Here is a 19051-nt window from a genome sequence, read left to right on the forward strand (position 1 = left end):
GACTAAAACAACGAAAGCTGATTTGCTTCAGGAAGCCCTTCTAGGCAACCCATTGCATCTAAATAATCAATGATTGTTTTGGATACTTTTCCTCTTTGCTGTAAATCCTCTTTAGAGAGAAATTCACCATTTTTGCGAGCATTAACAATTTGAACTGCTACATTTGTCCCTAACCCTGGTACTGCATCAAAAGGTGGTATTAATGTATTACCTTCTATAGTAAACTCATGCGCCTTGGATTTATAAAGATCAATCTTTTGCATCTTAATTCCACGCTCTGACATTTCTAGGGAAAGCTCTAGCACAGTAGCTAAACTTTTTTCTTTGTTAGATGCTTCTAATCCCTTAGCATTAATCTCATCTAACTTAGCTCTTATCGTATGAGAGCCATTTACAATAGAGATCAAATCAAAGTCTGACGCTCGTACTGTAAAATATGCCGCATAATATAGTATTGGGAAATGAACTTTAAAATATGCAATACGAACAGCCATTAAAACATAGGCAGAGGCATGCGCTTTTGGGAACATGTATTTAATCTTTTTACACGATTCAATATACCAGTTGGCTACGCCTTTCGATTTCATCTCTGCTTCAAACTCAGGTGTTAAACCTTTCCCTTTACGCACAGATTCCATAATTTTAAAAGCAAGTGATGGCTCAAGTCCCTGATAAATCAAATAGACCATAATGTCGTCACGACAACCGATAACATCAGAAAGCTGACAGGTGCCTGCTTGTATAAGCTCTTGAGCATTGCCTAACCAAACATCCGTCCCATGGGACAACCCGGAAATCTGAACAAGCTCGGAAAAAGTAGATGGCTTTGTTTCTTCAAGCATTTGTCTAACGAAACGGGTCCCAAATTCCGGGATACCAAGTGTTCCAGTTTTACAATCGATTTGTTCTGCTGTGACACCAAGTGACTCTGGCCCACTAAATATTTTCATCACTTCAGGATCATCTGTTGGAATTGTTTTAGGATCAATTCCAGATAAATCTTGGAGCATACGAATGACCGTTGGATCATCGTGACCTAATATATCCAGCTTAAGTAGATTATCGTGAATGGAATGGAAGTCAAAGTGTGTTGTTTTCCATTCAGAATCTTGAGCATCTGCTGGGAACTGGATTGGTGAAAAATCATAAATATCCATATAGTCAGGTACAACAATAATACCGCCGGGATGTTGTCCTGTAGTTCGTTTTACTCCTGTACATCCTTGTACGAGGCGATCGATTTCAGCTCCACGTAAATTTATATTGTTATCATTCATGTAGCCTCTGACGTACCCATAAGCAGTTTTCTCTGCAACAGTTCCTATCGTTCCCGCTCTAAAAACATATTCTTCCCCAAACAGTTCCTTCGTATAATTATGTGCGATTGGTTGATATTCTCCACTAAAGTTTAAGTCGATATCTGGTACCTTATCGCCTTTAAATCCTAAGAATGTTTCGAATGGAATATCTTGTCCTTCTTTTACATAAGGTGTATCACATTTTTCACAGTTGGCATTTGGTAAATCGAATCCAGAGCCGACTGAGCCGTCTTGGAAGAACACCGAATGCTTACAGTTTGGGCAGACATAATGAGGAGGCATAGGATTGACCTCTGTTATATCCATTAATGTTGCTACAAGGGACGAGCCTACAGAACCACGAGAACCAACTAAGTAACCATCATCTAAAGATTTCTTTACTAGCTTATGAGAGATTAGATAGATAACGGCAAAGCCATGTCCGATAATTGAGGTAAGTTCTTTTTCTATACGAGCTTCCACAATCTCAGGTATATTCTCTCCATAAATTTCTTTTGCTTTGGTATAGGTCAGTTCTCTAACCTCTTCATCCGCACCTTCAATTTTTGGAGTATATAAATCGTCTTTAATCGGTTTTATGTCTTCGATTGAGTCCGCAATTTTATTAGGGTTTGTTATAACTATCTCTTTTGCTAGCTCTTCCCCTAAGAAGGAGAAGGCATCAAGCATTTCATTTGTCGTTCTAAAATGTACTTTAGGAAGCTCATGCCTATTAAGCGGGTTTGCCCCCCCTTGTGAATTGACAAGGATTTTTCGGAACATTGCATCATTCTCATGTAAATAATGTACGTTACCTGTCGCTACTACTGGTTTTCCCAGCTTTTTCCCTACTTTAATTAATTTACGAATAATATCTTCTAGATTCCACTCATCTCTTACTAGTTCCATTTCTATTAAATGAGCATAGACTTCTTTCGGATGAACCTCCAGATAATCATAGAAACTCGCAATCTCCTCAACCTTTTCTAACGGCTTTTGCATGAGTCCCTCAAATACCTCACCTCTATCGCAGCCAGAGCCAATGATCAATCCAGCTCTATGCTTTTGTAGTACTGAACGCTTAATACGTGGAACTCGATAGAATGTTGTTGTATGTGACAAGGACACTAGCTTAAATAGATTTTTAAGCCCCTCATCATTAACAGCTAAAATTGTGCAGTGAGATGGTCTAGCTCTTTTGTATGAATCACCTTGGCCGATGTGCTTGTTAAAGTCATCATGATAATGAATATTCTTTTCTTCAGCTTCTTTTAGTAGGTGAAGAAGTAAATAGCCAGTTGCTTCACAGTCAAAAATTGCTCGGTGGGCCTGTGTTAATTCAATATTAAACTTTTTGGCTAGAGTACCTAGTTTATGTGTTTTCATCTCTGGATGTAAAAACCTAGCCAGCTCTAACGTATCAATTACTGGATGATCAAAGTGATCAATGCCACACTTTCTATACCCCTCGTATAAAAAGCCCATATCAAACGATGCGTTATGGGCAACAATTATGCCGTCTCCAATAAACTCATGAAAATCCCGTATAACGTCTTCTATTTCTGGTGCATTGCGAACCATATCATCTGTGATACCTGTAAGCTCAATTGTTGTAGCTGATAAAGCATGATGTGGATTCGCAAATCTTTCAAACTTATCTATAATATTGCCATTTTGCATTTTAACTGCAGCAAGCTCAATGATTTTGTCATATGTGGCGGATAAACCGGTTGTTTCTACGTCAAAAACTATATAAATTGCATCCTCAAGTGGGATATGCTGCTCGTCATAAGCTATTGGAACACCGTCATGAATTAGATTAGCTTCTAGTCCATATAAAATTTTAATGCCATTCTTTTTACCAGCAGCATACGCTTCCGGAAATGATTGCACATTCGCATGGTCCGTTATGGCTACTGCCTGGTGGCCCCACTTTGCTGCTTGAGAAACTAACGCCGATACAGAAGAAACCGCATCCATTTGACTCATCGGAGTGTGCATATGTAACTCGACTCTTTTTTCTTTTGCAGTATCATATCTTAGTACAGGGTTAATCTCACACATATCTTGAGCCATAATGATTAAATCACGCACAAATGTATCGTTTTGAACTGATCCTCTTACCTTTATCCACATTCCTTTTTTAAGGCGCTCCATCATTCCAGCGTCTTCTTTGTCGCGAGAGAACATTTTTACAAGAATAGAATCTGTGTAGTCAGTGACCTTAGCCGTCAATAGAGATCTACCACTTCTCAGCTCTTTCACCTCGACATCAAACACAAAGCCTTCAATCGTTACACGGCGCTCTTCATCTTGTATAGAACGTATCTCCACACTTGCCTCTTCTTTTTTCAGTGGAGTACCTAGCTGGAATGGACCATCTTCGCTGGCTTCACCACTATCCTGACGAGAGTCTCTCTTTTGCATATCTTCTAAAGCCTTTTTCCCAAGTTGCTCTTCTTCCATTCTTCGTTGTTCTAAAAAAGCTACCTGTGCTTCAGCTAAAGCCTCTGTATCCTCGACTAACTTAAAATCTATCGCAAGTTTAGGAAAACCAAAGCTCTCATATACACTTGCAATTTGATCAATATATTTCTTTTTAAAAGTACGTTGTTGTAATTCTTGTCCGCATGTCAGCTGAATCATCTGACCATTCCACTCGGGCTCTTGACCAAGTAGACAATCTTTTAAAGGAGGAGCCATGTCGCTCAATTCTTTAAGTACACTTGTCCAATAAGCTTTTATGAGCGATTCTGTTACTTCTGGATGCTCACAATTGATTTCTAAATATATTGTAGCAATCCCTTGAAATTTTTCTTCTAGTCTTGATTGGAATTGGTTATAGACATCGATAGGAAGAACGGCAGCTATATTGATTTGAAAATGCCATTGTCTTTGTTTTTTATGAACTGTAAATCTTGTAATAGAAGCATTTTCGAAATGCTTAACAACAGTGTCTTCGGTCAACTCTAGCTGTTGCAACAATAGATGCATTCTCATTTTGCCATCTTGCATATTACCTATCCCCCCTTATTTTAAAAGTTATTCTATATATTTTATTTGTTATGTTGAATGAGATTATTCTTTTAGACATCATATACATTAACGATTGTTATGGTACCCCAACGAAAAAGCATTTCGGGAGAGCGGAAATCAATTCTATTTCCTTTGAATTGCATTTAGATTTCATTAATTATTCTTTTTCTTAATTGAGTTACTTTTATAAAAAGTACCTTACTACTTAAACCAGATTACTTTCTCCGTGTTGATTGGAGCGACAGACGGCGACTCCTGTGGGATGAGTGAGACAGATAAGACATCACAACCACGCGCGTAAGCGATGGGTGATGGCTTATCGATCACCCCACGGAAAGCGTCCGGCTGGCGCGGAAATCAATTCTACACTCTGGTTTAGAGATTTCTTTGCATCATAAATCAACACTAACCTTTAACATAGCCTTCTTAAATAAGATTCTTTTATATAAAGTACCATATTAAACATTATTATAGATTAAACTGAACCATTAACAGAAAAAGAAAGGAAGTTCAGCTACTCGAACTCCCCCTCTTACATATTCTATCAAATCTATAAACAAAAAGATTACCCAGTATTCACCAAGTTATTTTACAGGAAGAATCTTTGTATATCATTCCAGGTAACTACTACCATTAACACCATCAGGAGCATGATTCCGACAAAATGAACCATTCCTTCCTTCTGTTTATCAATTGGTTTTCCTCTTACCGCTTCAAATAGGAAGAACAATAACCTACCGCCATCCAAAGCAGGTAGTGGTAACAAATTCATAATCCCTAGATTTATACTTAATACTGCCGCCCATTGCATTAAGTTAAATACGCCTCTTTGTGCTACTGTATCTGTCGCTTGATATATTCCAACAGGACCAGATAGATCATCTATACTGAAGGAGCCAGTTATTAATGTACCTAAAATAGTAAATATTTGTTTCGTCCACTCATAGGTTTGTTCAGCTCCAAAGGCTATTGCTCCGATTGGATTTTTCTCTAAAGGACTTTTATACGTAACGCCGATTTGTGTGACTTTCCCTTTTTTTGTAGATACTTCTTTTGGAGTAATCATCAGTTCTTCCGTCATACCATCTCGTTCTACGACGAAAGTCATCGGCTCATTTGCACTTTCTCTCACAGCATTCGATAGCTGCTCCCATTCTGTAATTTGCACTCCGTCAATTTCTTTGACTAAATCGCCGTCTTTCATGCCTGCCATTTCAGCTGGGCTATCATCCACTACTGTCGTAATAATAGGCTCATTAGTTGGAATACCTTGTATCAGTCCTAGAGCTAAAAATATAAAGAAAGCTAATATAAAGTTAAACAAAGGTCCCGCAAAAATCGTTAGAGCACGTTGTCCAACTGTTTTTGAACCAAATTGTCGATCGTAAGGGGCTATAAATGTTTCTGTATTATTCTCAATGATAACAGCGTTTCTTGCCACTTGATAACGAACTAAACGCTCTTCCTCATCATAGCCTTCAATATACATGTCCTTCATCAAATCTGATCTTTCTACTTCTAAAAAGAGCATATCAGGAAACTGTTTATTTTGGTTAAGTACGATTTGATCGATTTTGTTATCCTTGTTTACGCGAATACCTAGACGATAACCAGGCTGCAATTCTACGGAATCTAAATCTTCTCCAGCCATCCGTACATATCCACCCATTGGTAATAAACGGATTGTGTACAGAGTTTCGCCTTTAGTCATACCAAATATTTTAGGACCAAAGCCAATAGCAAACTCTCGAACCATTATTCCAGCTCTTTTGGCAAATATAAAATGCCCTAGCTCATGAAAAAAAACAATACTTCCAAATATGATTATAAACGCAATGGCTGTTTCCATTATACCCCACCTTTTTCTCCTGCTTATCTTTCCTCAATACATTATTTTACCATGTTTTGAACAGTTTTTCTCGTTTGGCTATCAACAAATAATATAGTATCTAAATCTGGTGAAGAAATATTAGAATGCTCGTCCATTGCTCGTTCGATTAATTCGTCAATTTCAAGGAATTTAATCTTTTCTTGTAAAAATAGACTTACAGCAGCTTCGTTAGCAGCATTTAAGACAGTCGTCATTGTACCTCCTGCTCGGCCTGCGTCTATCGCAAGCTTCAAGGCGTGGTATCTCTTATAATCCATCTCTTGAAAATGAAGTTTTCCAATTTCTGCTAAATTTAATCGTTGAGCACTTGAACGCTCCAATCGATCTGGATATGACAAGGCATATTGAATTGGTACTCGCATGTCTGGTGTTCCTAATTGAGCAATCACACTGGTATCTTTGAATTCAATCATAGAGTGTATGATGCTTTCTCTATGTAATAAAACTTCAATGTCATCATAAGAGATATCAAAAAGAACGTGCGCTTCAATTACTTCCAGGCCTTTGTTCATCATCGTAGCTGAGTCAATTGTGATCTTAGAACCCATAGACCAGTTTGGATGGTTCAATGCTTCTTTTACAGTGACGTTTTTTAAATCTTCGCGTGTACGGTCTCTAAAGCTACCACCAGATGCAGTAATGATTAGTCTAGATACTTCAGATTTTTTCTCTCCATTCATTGCTTGAAAAAGTGCTGAATGCTCGCTATCCACTGGTAATATCGGCACATTATGTTCTTTAGCGGCCTGCATTACTAAATGACCAGCAGTAACTAATGTTTCTTTATTAGCGATCGCTATAGTAATACCTTTATTAATCGCTTCTAAAGTAGGTCTTAAACCTACGCTTCCTAGAACAGCGTTCACTAGAACATCTGCTTTCGTATGAGCAGCCACTTGTATTAAACCTTCATCGCCAAAAACAACTTCTACTTTTGGAAACTCATGTTGAAGTAAAATAGCATCCTCCTCTTTTTGGACAGACACAACCTCTACCTTGAACTCTTTTAGAATCTTTTTTGTTTCTTCTATATTTTTACCAACAGAAAATGCAACTAATTGAAATCTATTTGGATGCTCCCTTATTATATCTAATGTTTGTATCCCGATAGAACCTGTTGCACCTAATAAACTTATTCTTTTACTCATGAAATAATGTCGTCTCCCTTATATAAAATGTAAAAAATGCAATAATGGCAAGACAAAAAGAAGACTGTCGAAACGGTCTAATATACCACCATGCCCAGGAAGAAGATTACCTGAATCTTTTACATTAAAATGTCTTTTAATACCTGACTCTACTAAATCCCCAAGTTGCCCGAATATAGAGGCTACGATTGTAATCCCTATCAATATTATGTATGAAGATGTAAGCGGGCTGATCGATTGGATAATTAGTGCTGTTACTATTGCCCAAACTATACCCCCAACAAAACCTTCAACCGTCTTATTTGGAGATATTTCTGGCCAAAGCTTTCGTTTACCTAACTTTCTCCCTGTAAAATAAGCTCCAGAATCCGTGGTCCAAACGATTAATAAGGCAAAAATGACATATGCCAAACCACCTTCTATTGCTCGTGTTTCAATAAAGTAATAAAAGCCAATCCCAACATATAACGTACTTAATAGCACAAATGATGCATTTTCGAATGTAAATTTATTTTTCGTTAATACGGTAAATATTAATAAAATGAATACTGCTACGAATATCCATTCGAGCTTTGTATGCCCAGTAAGATTAACTATTTTCTCTGTATATACGGAAGGGAATAATAGTAAGAATAAAAGAAGAATTGATATAATACCTGGAAAACTAATTAAGCTTATACCCTTCATTTTTAATATTTCATATAATCCTATTGCAGCAATCGCATAAATTAGAACAGTAAATACAGGTCCTCCTAGCAGAACAATAGGAAGAAAGAGCGCTAAAGCCACCGCACCCGTGATGATTCTTGTTTTCAATTTGTTTCTTCCTCCTTAATTCCACCATATCTTCTATTACGTTTTTGAAAAGTTTCAATCGCATCTAGTAAACAGCCTTCATCAAAGTCTGGCCATAATGTGTCTGTAAACCAAAATTCAGTATAAGCAAGCTGCCAAAGCATGAAGTTGCTTAATCTAACCTCTCCACTTGTTCTAATAAGTAAGTCCGGTTCGGTCAGGTCCTTTGTCATTAGATAATCATTGAACTTACTTTCTGATATATCTTCTACTGTCATGTTTCCTTTTTGCACATCACTAGCTATTTTCTTTATAGCTTGAACAATTTCATCTCTACTTCCATAATTTAAAGCAAAATTTAATATTAGGCCATTATTATTCGCTGTTTTTTCCATAGCCTTAGTTACTGCCTTTTTAGTATGCTCTGGCAGTAGTTCAATATTACCCATCATTCGTACTTGAACATTTTGTTCAATCAATTCTGGTAAATACGTATTAAGAAATTCCTCAGGCAACCGCATTAAAAATTCAACTTCGACTTTCGGTCTTTTCCAGTTTTCTGTCGAAAATGCATATAGAGTGAGCGTTTTTATTCCAACATCGTTTGCAAACCTCGTTATTTTCTTAACCGTTTGCATTCCTTCATGATGACCCGCGATTCGTGGTAGAGCTCTTTTTTTAGCCCATCTACCATTCCCATCCATTATAATGGCTATATGGTCTGGCAATTGTTCTTTTCGGACATTTTCAATCCGTTCATTTAAACAGTTACTTATCGCTTGATCATTTTTACGCATAAGTTTTTTTAGCATGCATTAACCTCCACTTTAAACCTTCTCGAAGCATATATCTTATCATAACAAATAAAGACGAATATAAAAAGGCGTCCTACTAAAAGGACGCCTTCCTCGAATAAAAGTTCAACTGTAAGACTGGCTAGAAGCGCTTAAACTTCTAGAATTTCTTTTTCTTTGTCTTTCGTGATTGCATCAATTTTTTCAATATTTGCATCTGTGATTTTTTGAATTTCTTCAGTATAGCTTCTTAAATCATCTTCTGTGATTTCTCCGGCTTTCTCCAACTTTTTCAAGTCGTCATTTCCATCACGTCGTACGTTACGAATATTTACTTTAGCTTCTTCTGCTTCTTTTTTCACTTGTTTCACTAAGTCTTTACGACGTTCCTCTGTAAGTGCAGGAATAGCGATACGAATTAGGTTACCATCGTTTGTTGGCGTAATCCCTAAATCTGACTTCATAATCGCTTTTTCGATATCTCCTAAAATGGATTTATCATATGGCTGAATCGTTAGTAAACGAGCTTCAGGTGTTGAAATACCAGCCATTTGGTTAATTGGAGTTGGAGCACCGTAATAATCTACAGTTATTTTGTCTAATAATGCTGCACTTGCACGACCAGCACGGATAGAAGCCAATTCTCTTGTATACACTTGAATAGTTTTAGCCATTTTATCTTTTGTTTGCTCTATTACTTGTTTCGGCATTATGAATTCCTCCTAACGACTGTACCGATAGATTCACCTAGGACAGCCTTTTTAATATTTCCGTTCTCCATAATTGAGAATACAATAAGTGCAATATCATTGTCCATACATAGCGTGGACGCTGTTGAGTCCATTACTTGCAGACCTTGTTGAATTACTTCCAAGAAAGACAATTCATCATATTTCACTGCTGTTTTATCCGTCTTAGGATCAGCAGAATACACACCATCTACATTATTCTTAGCCATTAAGATTACATCTGCTTCAATTTCTGCCGCTCTTAAGGCTGCTGTAGTATCAGTCGAGAAGTATGGATTTCCTGTTCCCGCTGCAAAGATTACTACACGTTTTTTCTCCAAATGACGAATAGCTCTTCTTCTTATGTACGGCTCTGCCACTTGACGCATTTCAATGGAAGACTGTACACGAGTTTCAACTCCACATTGCTCTAGAGAATCTTGTAGTGCCAATGAATTCATTACCGTAGCTAACATGCCCATATAGTCAGCATTCGCACGGTCCATACCCATCTCACTTCCAATTTTACCTCTCCAGATATTGCCTCCACCAACTACAACAGCAACCTCTACACCAAGATCCACTACCTCTTTCACTTGCTCAGCTACTGATTTGATAATTTCAGGTGACAATCCGAATCCTTTTTCTCCAGCTAATGCTTCGCCACTTAGTTTTAAAACGATTCTTTTATATGGTGTGCTCATAGATATCCTCCATCTCTTTTCTTGAAAAATAGGGAACACAAATTACGTGCTCCCTAGAGTTTTTCTATAAAATAAGAACTTAAAGTTCTTATTATTAGTTATTTCCTTTAACTTGGCTCATTACTTCTTCAGCAAAGTTGTCTTCACGTTTTTCGATTCCTTCACCAACAGCATAGCGAGTGAATGAAACTAGTTTACCACCAGTTGATTCAACAAAAGCACGTACTTTTTGGTCTGGATTTTTAACGAAAGATTGGTCTAATAAACACACTTCTTCAAAGTATTTACCAAGGCGACCTTCTACCATTTTTGCAACGATATTTTCAGGTTTACCTTCGTTTAATGCTTGTTCAGTTAAAATTTTACGCTCATGCTCTACTTCTTCAGCAGATACTTCATCACGAGAGATATATGATGGGCTTAATGCAGCAATGTGCATAGCAACATCTTTAGCTGCTTGATCATCAGTAGATCCTTCAAGAACAGTTAGAACACCAATGCGTCCTCCCATGTGTAGGTACGGTCCAAAAGCGTCTGCATCTGTTTTTGTTTCAATAACAAAACGACGTAGAGTAATTTTTTCTCCGATTTTTGCTACTGCATTAGAGATAGCATTTTCAACTGTAACGCCTTCTTGAATGTTAGAAGCTAATGCTTCTTCAACTGAAGCAGGTTCAGTAGCTAATAAGTGAGAAGCTACGTCTTTAACTAATGTTTGGAATCCTTCGTTTTTAGCAACGAAATCCGTTTCTGCATTCATTTCTAATAATACAGCTTTGTTTCCATCAATATGGATGTAAGTTGTACCTTCCGCTGCGATACGGTCAGCTTTTTTAGCTGCAGAAGAAAGACCTTTTTCACGTAAGAAGTCAATTGCTGCTTCTAGGTTTCCGTCTGTTTCAACTAAAGCTTTTTTACAATCCATCATACCTGCGCCAGTTTTTTCACGCAATTCTTTTACCATTTGTGCTGTAACTGCCATTATAAATTCCTCCTAGTACGAATCATGTCGTTTCTCAAAAAAAGGTGATAAGTGGTTTGGCCGCTTATCACCTGTACTTACATGTGTCTTACTCAGCAGCAACTTCAGCTGAAGCTACTTCTGCATCTTCACCTTGTCTTGCTTCAAGTAATGCATCCGCCATTTTAGCAGTTAATAATTTTACTGCACGGATTGCATCGTCATTTGCAGGGATTACATAGTCGATTTCATCTGGATCACAGTTAGTATCAACAATTCCTACTAATGGAATGTTCAATTTACGAGCTTCTGCTACTGCAATACGCTCTTTACGTGGGTCAACTACGAACATTACATCTGGAACAGCTTTCATATCACGGATACCGCCTAAGAATTTAACTAGACGTTCGTGTTGTTTTTTAAGTTGAACAACTTCTTTTTTAGGAAGTACAGCGAAAGTACCGTCTTCTTCCATTTTTTCGATTGCTTTTAAGCGTGCAACACGTTTTTGAATAGTACCGAAGTTTGTTAAAGTACCACCTAACCAACGTTGGTTGATGTAGTAGTTACCTGAACGTTCAGCTTCTTCTTTAATAGCTTCTTGAGCTTGTTTTTTAGTTCCAACGAAAAGAACTTTCCCGCCATCTTGACCTACTTGGCGCATGAAATCATAAGCTTCTTCTAATTTTTTCACCGTTTTTTGAAGATCGATGATATAGATTCCGTTACGTTCAACAAAAATGTATTTTTTCATTTTTGGATTCCAACGGCGAGTTTGATGACCGAAGTGTACACCGGCCTCAAGTAGTTGTTTCATAGAGATTACTGACATTTTATTTCCTCCTGGTTTGGTTTAGTCTTCCGCATCCATCATCTGTCATTGGCTACTCTATTTCTAGAGCACCTGCCAAGTTCATCCGTAATGCGTGTGTATTCATACCGTATTGTAATATACCATAGTTATTTTATACTTTCAACTATTTATTACTTAAACTTTAAGAAAAGTTCTACTTCCGTCTTTCCTATTTGAAGTAATTTGGCTATTTCCATTGGACTTTTTCCTTCTTCACTATAATATAGTACCTTCTCTTTCATCGTAACTGGCTGTTTTTTTTCTGGCAAACTAGCTGCCTGGACATAACTATTTGCTACCTTATGTTTGGATACGAGTGGTCTTGAAAGCACAAAGGACGGATCTATATCATTTTTTATAGTAGTAGAAACTTCTTCTTGTGCGGAAGCATGTTCCTTTAGAGGAGGAACAAAACTGTTTTCCTTTAATTCATATAGAAGGCGATCATTTTCATCCTTCATGTCTGCTAGATAAGCACTAAATGAATCTTCTATTTCTTTCATAGTTTGTTCTTGTCTGTCTTCCAAATCTTTATATTTTGATAATTTCATATTCAATAATGCAATGAAATAAAAGCTAATAATTTGGAGAAGAAACAGTGCTATTATAATAATTGTTGTCATTTTTTCTCCTATCCATTATAGTCCACAAAGTTCCCTTTAAAAGGATGCTTTATACTGTTGTTCTCTTGTCCTTTTTTCCTATCTTTCTTCTCTTGCTCATCCTGCTCCTGTTGGTTTCCCTTTGCGTCTGCTTCTATATGATTAGATTTTATAACAGTTTCCCTGTTTTTTTCTATTTGCCTTTCTGTCGCAGCTTGGGCGTTGGCTTGGTTAACTAGGCTTTGCTGCTGCATCTGATCAGCCATTTTCCCTGCGTCCACGGTCTTTGGGATAGCTATTTGTAATTCCAAACCTTTAAGACTCATCTGTCCGCCCTCCACCCTTTAGGTATTCATCATTTCATTTACTAATAGCTTCCGAAGCTTAAAAAGTGCCTTAGAATGTATTTGAGATATTCTCGAGGTGGATAAGCCGAGCATCTCCCCGATAACAGTTAGGGTTAATTCTTCTGTATAAAATAAACTTAATACTAATTGCTCATTTTCATTTAAATGTTGGATTTGATTGACAAGGTCATTAATTAGCTCGTCCTTTACCAGCTTTTGTTCAGGCGTAGTTTGTGTATCGTCTCGAATCACAAAGGATTTGCTATCCATTTCATCCTGATCATGTAATTGCTCATCTATAGACAAAACATTAGAAAAGAAGTGTTCTTGGACAGTCTGATATACATCCTCTAAAGGGATTTCTGCAAAATCGGCCAGTTCTTCTGGTGTCGCATGTCGCATTAGTTTTTGCTCTAATTCTTCTATTTTCTGATCTAGTTTTTTAGCTTTTTCACGAGATGATCTAGGGAGCCAGTCTTCTTTTCTTAGCCCATCTATTATAGCCCCTCTTACCCGGAAGGATGCATACGTATCAAACTTCAAATCTCTAGAAGGGTCAAACTTATTTAATGCATCAAATAAGCCCATCATACCAAGGCTCTTGAGCTCATCTCTCGAAACATTTTGAGGTATACCCGCACCGATCCGTTGCACATGATACGTAACTAGTGGAGTATATTTTTTTAGAAGTAAATCGCCCGCTTGAGGATCCTTGCTTTCAGTCCATCTTCTCCAAAGGAGCTGCTCCTCTGTCAAGTTTTGTTTTGACACAAATATCCTCCTTTCGACACTGCATTCTATTATTTATGGATATTATACCAAAATTTCGTATAAAAAGGGGAGACGAAGAAAAATCGCCCCCCACTTAAGATTCCTCATTTATCATATCTTTTATAATTTCAGCGTATTCTTTTGATCCGACAACCGTAGTTTGAGAACTATCCTGGGTAAAAGGAACCTCGACTTCTATTTTTTTCATTCTATCGTCTAGTACATAAGATAAAATTGCACGTCCCCCATAAGTTATAAAGAAAGATAGGATAGCCCACAAAATAATCGGTATAAGAATAATTGCCCCTTCTATAAATGGGTAAGAGAAGAGAAAAAGAATGCTAAATGTTAGCAACGCTATCCAAAAATTAGACATAATCGTTCCAACCATTAAATATTTTTCACCCCTTGGTTAACCGTCCGTACATTTAACAGCTTGGTTAGAGGATCAAACTCAATTGTTCTCCCGCTATTCCCTCCAGTATCTTCTGAAATTATTCGGATGGAGTATTTTTTTAAATATTCTTTTACTGCTTCTACGTTTCTAGGACCTATTCTCATGGTGTCTCTACTGGACGAAAATTGAAACATTTGTGCACCGCCAGCTATTTTAGCTCGTAGTCTATCACTACTTACCCCTTCAAGCTTTAAGAGGTTAATAAGCGCTTGAATACCCGTATCAGCAAACTTGGCCGCATTAATGTTTTCACCTCTACCTAAAGAAGAGTTAGGAAGCATTATATGAACCATACCAGCTATCTGAGATTTATCATCATATAAAACTACTCCAACACAAGACCCCAAGCCTGTGGTCCTTATAATTTGAGGAGCCTTTACAATGTTCATATCAGCAATTCCTACCTTCACCACCGCTGCCATTTGAGCTTGTTCCATCATATTATTCTACTCCTAAGGCTTGAAAGATCGTCTGAAATGATTCTGGATCTGGAAGTAAGAAGAAATGTCCGTGGACACTTTTTCCATTTTCCATTTCTTCCTCATTAATAGCTGTATCAATGACAATAACATAATCACTTATTTGTGAAAGCTCTACAAGACCAAAACTGATGATTGCTCCTACCATATCTACACACAATGCAGGAACAGATGGATATATATTTAGCTTTGTAAAATCAGAGAGAGCGGATAAATAAGAGCCTGATAATATGTTACCTAGTTCTTGAAGAGCAGATGCGCCAATCTCAGTTACTTGAGCCTTTTCGAAATCTATTTGGTCATCTTGAACTAATCTTCGAATAAATTGATTTGCTTGCTCCACAGGTAATACAAAGAACATACTCCCATTGACATCTCCAGCAATTCGAAGATATATACCTGCCACAACACTTTCTGCTCCGCCAGCTAGCTCCATCATTTCATCGAAGGTCACCATTTCTACCTTAGGAACATTCATGTCTATTTTTTTGTTTAATAGCATGGAGAGTGCAGTAGCAGCATGAGCTGCTCCAATATTCCCAATTTCTCGTAGGACATCCAGATGGACGGAAGTAATTTGCTTTTCAAACATTAGACTAAGCTCCTGTCTTAATAGGGTTTAAAACTAAATCTAGATGCAGCAATATTAATAGACGCTTGTCAATTTTAGTAACACCTGCTATAAAGTCTTGTTCTAATCCTCCAACTACTTCTGGCTGTGGTTCAATGGAATCCTTCGGAATATCTAATACATCATTTGCAGAGTCTACGATGACCCCTACATTCATATCATCTAATGAAATTATAATAATTCGAGAGGAATCATTTAAATTACTTTCACCTAAACCAAATCTGCTTTTCAAATCGATAATAGGTGTAACTACACCACGTAAATTTATGACACACTTTACAAAAGAAGGAGTCTTGGGAACTCTTGTTATATGAATCAGTTTCTCAATTCCTTGTACTTGGCTTACTGGTATTACGTATTCTTTGTCTGCTAATTGAAAAACAACTACTTTTAAGTTTTCTGTTTCTAAAGCCTCTGTCATTATTTTTCCCCCTACCTTATTAAAGCGTTACAATCAATTATTAAGGCTACTTTCCCATTTCCTAGAATAGTTGCTCCTGAAATAGCAAAGACACTAGACAAGTATGTTCCAAGAGTTTTTAATACAATCTCTTGTTGGCCAATAAATGAATCAACAACTAAGCCAGCCATTTTATCTCCTTTTCTTACAAGCACTACGGAATGAAATTCTTCCTCTAGACGCTCATTAGGAACTTCAAATACTTCTTCTAAAAATACAAGCGGCACAACTTTGCCACGGAAATCGATGACCTTCTGATTGTGAGCATTTAAAATATCGGAAGAACGAATGATTGCGGTCTCAATAATAGAAGAAAGAGGGACAGCGAAAATTTCTTCTCCTAGTTCCACTAACATGACTGAAATAATAGACAGCGTTAAAGGTAACTGAATAGAAAACAAGGACCCTTGTCCTTCAGTAGAAGAAATCTCAATAGATCCTCCCAATGATTCAATCGTTGTTTTTACTACATCAAGACCTACGCCACGTCCTGATACATCAGAAATAACTTCCGCCGTCGAAAAACCAGATGATAATATTAACTCCGCCACCTGTTTATCACTCATTGCCGTTGCGGCCTCTGGTGTAACAATGTTTTTAGCTATTGCTTTTTTCAATACTCTTTCACGACTAATCCCTGCACCATCGTCCTCGATTTCAATAAAGACGTGATTACCACTATGATAAGCTCGAAGTATAACAGTACCCTCTTCCGGTTTACCTTTTGCTTTTCGAATTTCAGGACTTTCAATGCCGTGATCTAAAGAGTTTCTAATAAGATGAACAAGTGGATCTCCAATTTCATCTATTACCGTACGATCTAATTCTGTGTCTGCACCGATAACTTGTAGATTAATCTTTTTGTTCAAGTCTCTTGCCAGCTGTCTAACCATTTTAGGAAATCTATTGAATACTGTATCTACTGGTACCATACGCATTGTGAGAATAATATTCTGTAAATCACCCGTAATTCTTGCCATACGTTCTACCGTTTCCTCTAATTCACTATCATGAAGATTTTCAGAAATCGATTGAAGCCTACCTCTATCAATTACTAACTCTTCAAACAAGTTCATTAAAATGTCTAATCTCTCGATGTTAACCCGAATTGTTTTGTTGCCGTGGGTCTGGTTATTCTTTGTAGCTACTTGTTTTTCGCTGGAAGCCTTGACTTCTGTTGTTGGTTTCTCTTCTGTCTGTAGTTCTATGACAGTGCTTCCTTCTTTTTCAAATGCTTCACTTTGTCGTTTCTTTAATTGTTCCAGACTAACCGTGTTTACGATTACCTCCGTAACCTCTGATACTTTCATCAGCTTCTTCTGTACATCAGCTTGCGTCTCCGTCGTAACGAAGGCTACATAGAACTGCTCATCAAAATCCTCATCTTCGAGCTTTTCAACTGAAGGAGAAGATTTAATAACATCCCCCATTTTTTCAAGTAGCTCAAAAACCATATACACGCGGGCAGCTTTAAGCAAGCAATCTTCACGAAGTTTGATAGATATCTCATATGAAAAATAATTTTGTTCTGCTGATTGCTGTATGACAGTCATTTCATAATCGTCATAAGTTAAATAATTTTCTAGAGAGGTTGAAGAAACATTATTTACAACAGTAGCAGCAACTTCTATTTCTCCGGTTTCAATCTCATGAAGCTTTCTTACAGTCTCTTCTACATTCAGTTTTCCATCTCCGCCTTCAGCAATGTTAAAGACCATTTCTTCTAGCTGGTCCACCGCTACGAAAACTACGTCAAGAAGCTCTGGAGTAACATTTAAACGGCTATTTCGTATTTCGTCTAGAACGTTCTCCATCTTATGAGTAAGATTAGCTATGTCCTCGTACCCCATAGTTGCAGACATACCTTTTAATGTGTGAGCAGAACGAAATACTTCATTAACAATAGAAAGATCCTGGGGATTTTTCTCTAGTTCTAGTAAATGATCATTACATGCCTGTAAATGCTCCTTACTTTCTTCTATAAACATCTCTAAATATTGATTGATATCCATGAACTTAACTCCCCTTTAAGGTAAATACCGTGTGATTGTGTTTGCAATTCTCTCTAAATCTACGACTTCGTTCACTAATTTTGTCTCTACTGCTGCTTTAGGCATGCCATAAACAATACATGTATTCGAGGATTCAGCAATTGTTACTACATTACCAGCCTCAACTAACCGCTTCAGGCCTTTAGAGCCGTCCGAACCCATACCAGTCATAATGATTACGATTTTATCAAAGTCATTATAGCTGCTATTGTCTTCCAATAGAACGTCCACAGACGGTCTATGTCCTCCTCTAGGGGGCTCTACGTCATCTAGTTTTATCGTATAAGCGGTTCCTACTTTTTTTATGCGCATATGATATCCACCTGGAGCTATATAGGCATGTCCATTCCGAATAATATCTCCTTCACTTGCTTCCTTTACCTCTATCTCGGATAGTTGGTTTAAACTATCCGCAAGTGATTTAGTAAACCCAGGAGGCATATGCTGGACTATTAGAACAGGAGCCTTTAAATCTCCTGGTAAATTGGGTAGAACCTCTTGTAAAGCTCGTGGTCCCCCTGTAGAAGTACCAATCAATACCATCTTTTTTTTGTTTAGCAGCCTATGTGTAACAGATTGGTTCACCGCTACCTTTGGCTCTTCTCTTGTTGGTAGTTTTACTTTTTTTAATTTACTTATAGTGATTCTTGAAGCATGTTCTACTTTTTCAACTAATTCATCTTTAATCTTATGTAAATCTAAAGATATGGTGCCGCTAGGTTTAGCTACAAAGTCTACTGCACCATATTCCATAGCTAGTAAAGTACTTTCCGTACCCCGTTGAGTAGTACTAGAAAGCATAATGATTGGAACAGGAGAATCAATCATTATTTGTTTTAGTGCTTCTATCCCATTCATCTCTGGCATTTCTACATCCATCGTAATAACATCAGGACGTAGTGTTTTAATTTTTCTGAGGGCATCTGATCCATTTCGGGCTATACCTACTACTTCTATTGTTTTGCTTTCCTTAAAGAAGTCTCCGATTAATTTACGCATAAAAGCTGAATCATCCACGATAAGTAATTTTTTCTTTGGTCCCATC

At 37.4% G+C, this 19051-nt stretch carries 18 protein-coding genes; all 18 read right to left on the reverse strand.

The window, feature by feature from the left end; all coding sequences use genetic code 11:
- Positions 1 to 2 precede the first annotated feature (2 nt).
- Positions 3 to 4322, reverse strand: coding sequence for a PolC-type DNA polymerase III (locus tag M3627_RS02600; RefSeq protein ID WP_251552964.1), 4320 nt, complete (start codon positions 4320 to 4322; stop codon positions 3 to 5).
- A 601-nt stretch (positions 4323 to 4923) separates the two neighbouring features.
- Positions 4924 to 6183 carry an RIP metalloprotease RseP gene (gene rseP, locus M3627_RS02605; protein WP_251552890.1) on the reverse strand — a complete coding sequence of 420 codons (1260 nt, stop codon included), beginning with the start codon at positions 6181 to 6183 and terminating at the stop codon, positions 4924 to 4926.
- Positions 6184 to 6224: 41 nt separating this feature from the next.
- A complete protein-coding gene (dxr, locus tag M3627_RS02610; protein WP_251552891.1) occupies positions 6225 to 7373 on the reverse strand; it encodes a 1-deoxy-D-xylulose-5-phosphate reductoisomerase in 1149 nt (382 codons plus the stop codon).
- Between the two features lie 18 nt (positions 7374 to 7391).
- Positions 7392 to 8189 (reverse strand): phosphatidate cytidylyltransferase, encoded by a 798-nt coding sequence (locus M3627_RS02615; protein ID WP_169358624.1) that lies wholly within the window; start codon positions 8187 to 8189, stop codon positions 7392 to 7394.
- Positions 8186 to 8980, reverse strand: coding sequence for an undecaprenyl pyrophosphate synthase (locus M3627_RS02620; RefSeq protein ID WP_169358623.1), 795 nt, complete (start codon positions 8978 to 8980; stop codon positions 8186 to 8188). The genes M3627_RS02615 and M3627_RS02620 overlap by 4 nt, the downstream gene beginning before the upstream one ends.
- A gap of 134 nt (positions 8981 to 9114) precedes the next feature.
- The gene (gene frr / locus M3627_RS02625) at positions 9115 to 9672 is read right to left on the reverse strand and encodes a ribosome recycling factor (RefSeq protein ID WP_169358622.1); all 558 of its coding nucleotides are present in this window, start codon (positions 9670 to 9672) and stop codon (positions 9115 to 9117) included.
- Positions 9672 to 10394 (reverse strand): UMP kinase, encoded by a 723-nt coding sequence (gene pyrH, locus M3627_RS02630; protein ID WP_169358621.1) that lies wholly within the window; start codon positions 10392 to 10394, stop codon positions 9672 to 9674. Before pyrH ends, frr begins: the two co-directional genes overlap by 1 nt.
- 94 nt (positions 10395 to 10488) lie before the next feature.
- Positions 10489 to 11376 (reverse strand): translation elongation factor Ts, encoded by an 888-nt coding sequence (gene tsf / locus M3627_RS02635; protein WP_251552892.1) that lies wholly within the window; start codon positions 11374 to 11376, stop codon positions 10489 to 10491.
- An 88-nt stretch (positions 11377 to 11464) separates the two neighbouring features.
- A complete protein-coding gene (rpsB, locus tag M3627_RS02640; protein WP_169358619.1) occupies positions 11465 to 12187 on the reverse strand; it encodes a 30S ribosomal protein S2 in 723 nt (240 codons plus the stop codon).
- 152 nt (positions 12188 to 12339) lie between these two features.
- The gene (locus M3627_RS02645; RefSeq protein ID WP_251552893.1) at positions 12340 to 12831 is read right to left on the reverse strand and encodes a DUF6115 domain-containing protein; all 492 of its coding nucleotides are present in this window, start codon (positions 12829 to 12831) and stop codon (positions 12340 to 12342) included.
- Positions 12832 to 12839: 8 nt separating this feature from the next.
- Positions 12840 to 13136 carry an RNA polymerase subunit sigma gene (locus M3627_RS02650; protein ID WP_169358617.1) on the reverse strand — a complete coding sequence of 99 codons (297 nt, stop codon included), beginning with the start codon at positions 13134 to 13136 and terminating at the stop codon, positions 12840 to 12842.
- An 18-nt stretch (positions 13137 to 13154) separates the two neighbouring features.
- Positions 13155 to 13928 carry a FliA/WhiG family RNA polymerase sigma factor gene (locus M3627_RS02655; protein ID WP_169358616.1) on the reverse strand — a complete coding sequence of 258 codons (774 nt, stop codon included), beginning with the start codon at positions 13926 to 13928 and terminating at the stop codon, positions 13155 to 13157.
- A 94-nt stretch (positions 13929 to 14022) separates the two neighbouring features.
- A complete protein-coding gene (locus tag M3627_RS02660; RefSeq protein WP_251552894.1) occupies positions 14023 to 14319 on the reverse strand; it encodes a hypothetical protein in 297 nt (98 codons plus the stop codon).
- Positions 14319 to 14825 carry a chemotaxis protein CheD gene (locus M3627_RS02665; protein WP_481900275.1) on the reverse strand — a complete coding sequence of 169 codons (507 nt, stop codon included), beginning with the start codon at positions 14823 to 14825 and terminating at the stop codon, positions 14319 to 14321. The genes M3627_RS02660 and M3627_RS02665 overlap by 1 nt, the downstream gene beginning before the upstream one ends.
- 1 nt (position 14826) lies before the next feature.
- Positions 14827 to 15456, reverse strand: a complete 630-nt coding sequence (locus tag M3627_RS02670; protein WP_169358614.1) for a chemotaxis protein CheC — start codon at positions 15454 to 15456, stop codon at positions 14827 to 14829.
- Between the two features lie 4 nt (positions 15457 to 15460).
- Positions 15461 to 15916, reverse strand: coding sequence for a chemotaxis protein CheW (locus M3627_RS02675; protein ID WP_251552895.1), 456 nt, complete (start codon positions 15914 to 15916; stop codon positions 15461 to 15463).
- 11 nt (positions 15917 to 15927) lie between these two features.
- Positions 15928 to 17967 carry a chemotaxis protein CheA gene (locus tag M3627_RS02680; RefSeq protein WP_251552896.1) on the reverse strand — a complete coding sequence of 680 codons (2040 nt, stop codon included), beginning with the start codon at positions 17965 to 17967 and terminating at the stop codon, positions 15928 to 15930.
- Between the two features lie 15 nt (positions 17968 to 17982).
- On the reverse strand, positions 17983 to 19050 hold the full coding sequence (locus M3627_RS02685) for a protein-glutamate methylesterase/protein-glutamine glutaminase (RefSeq protein ID WP_251552897.1): 1068 nt from the start codon (positions 19048 to 19050) through the stop codon (positions 17983 to 17985).
- Position 19051 lies beyond the last annotated feature (1 nt).

The organism is Psychrobacillus sp. MER TA 171 (genome assembly GCF_023713305.1).
Classification (GTDB): domain Bacteria; phylum Bacillota; class Bacilli; order Bacillales_A; family Planococcaceae; genus Psychrobacillus.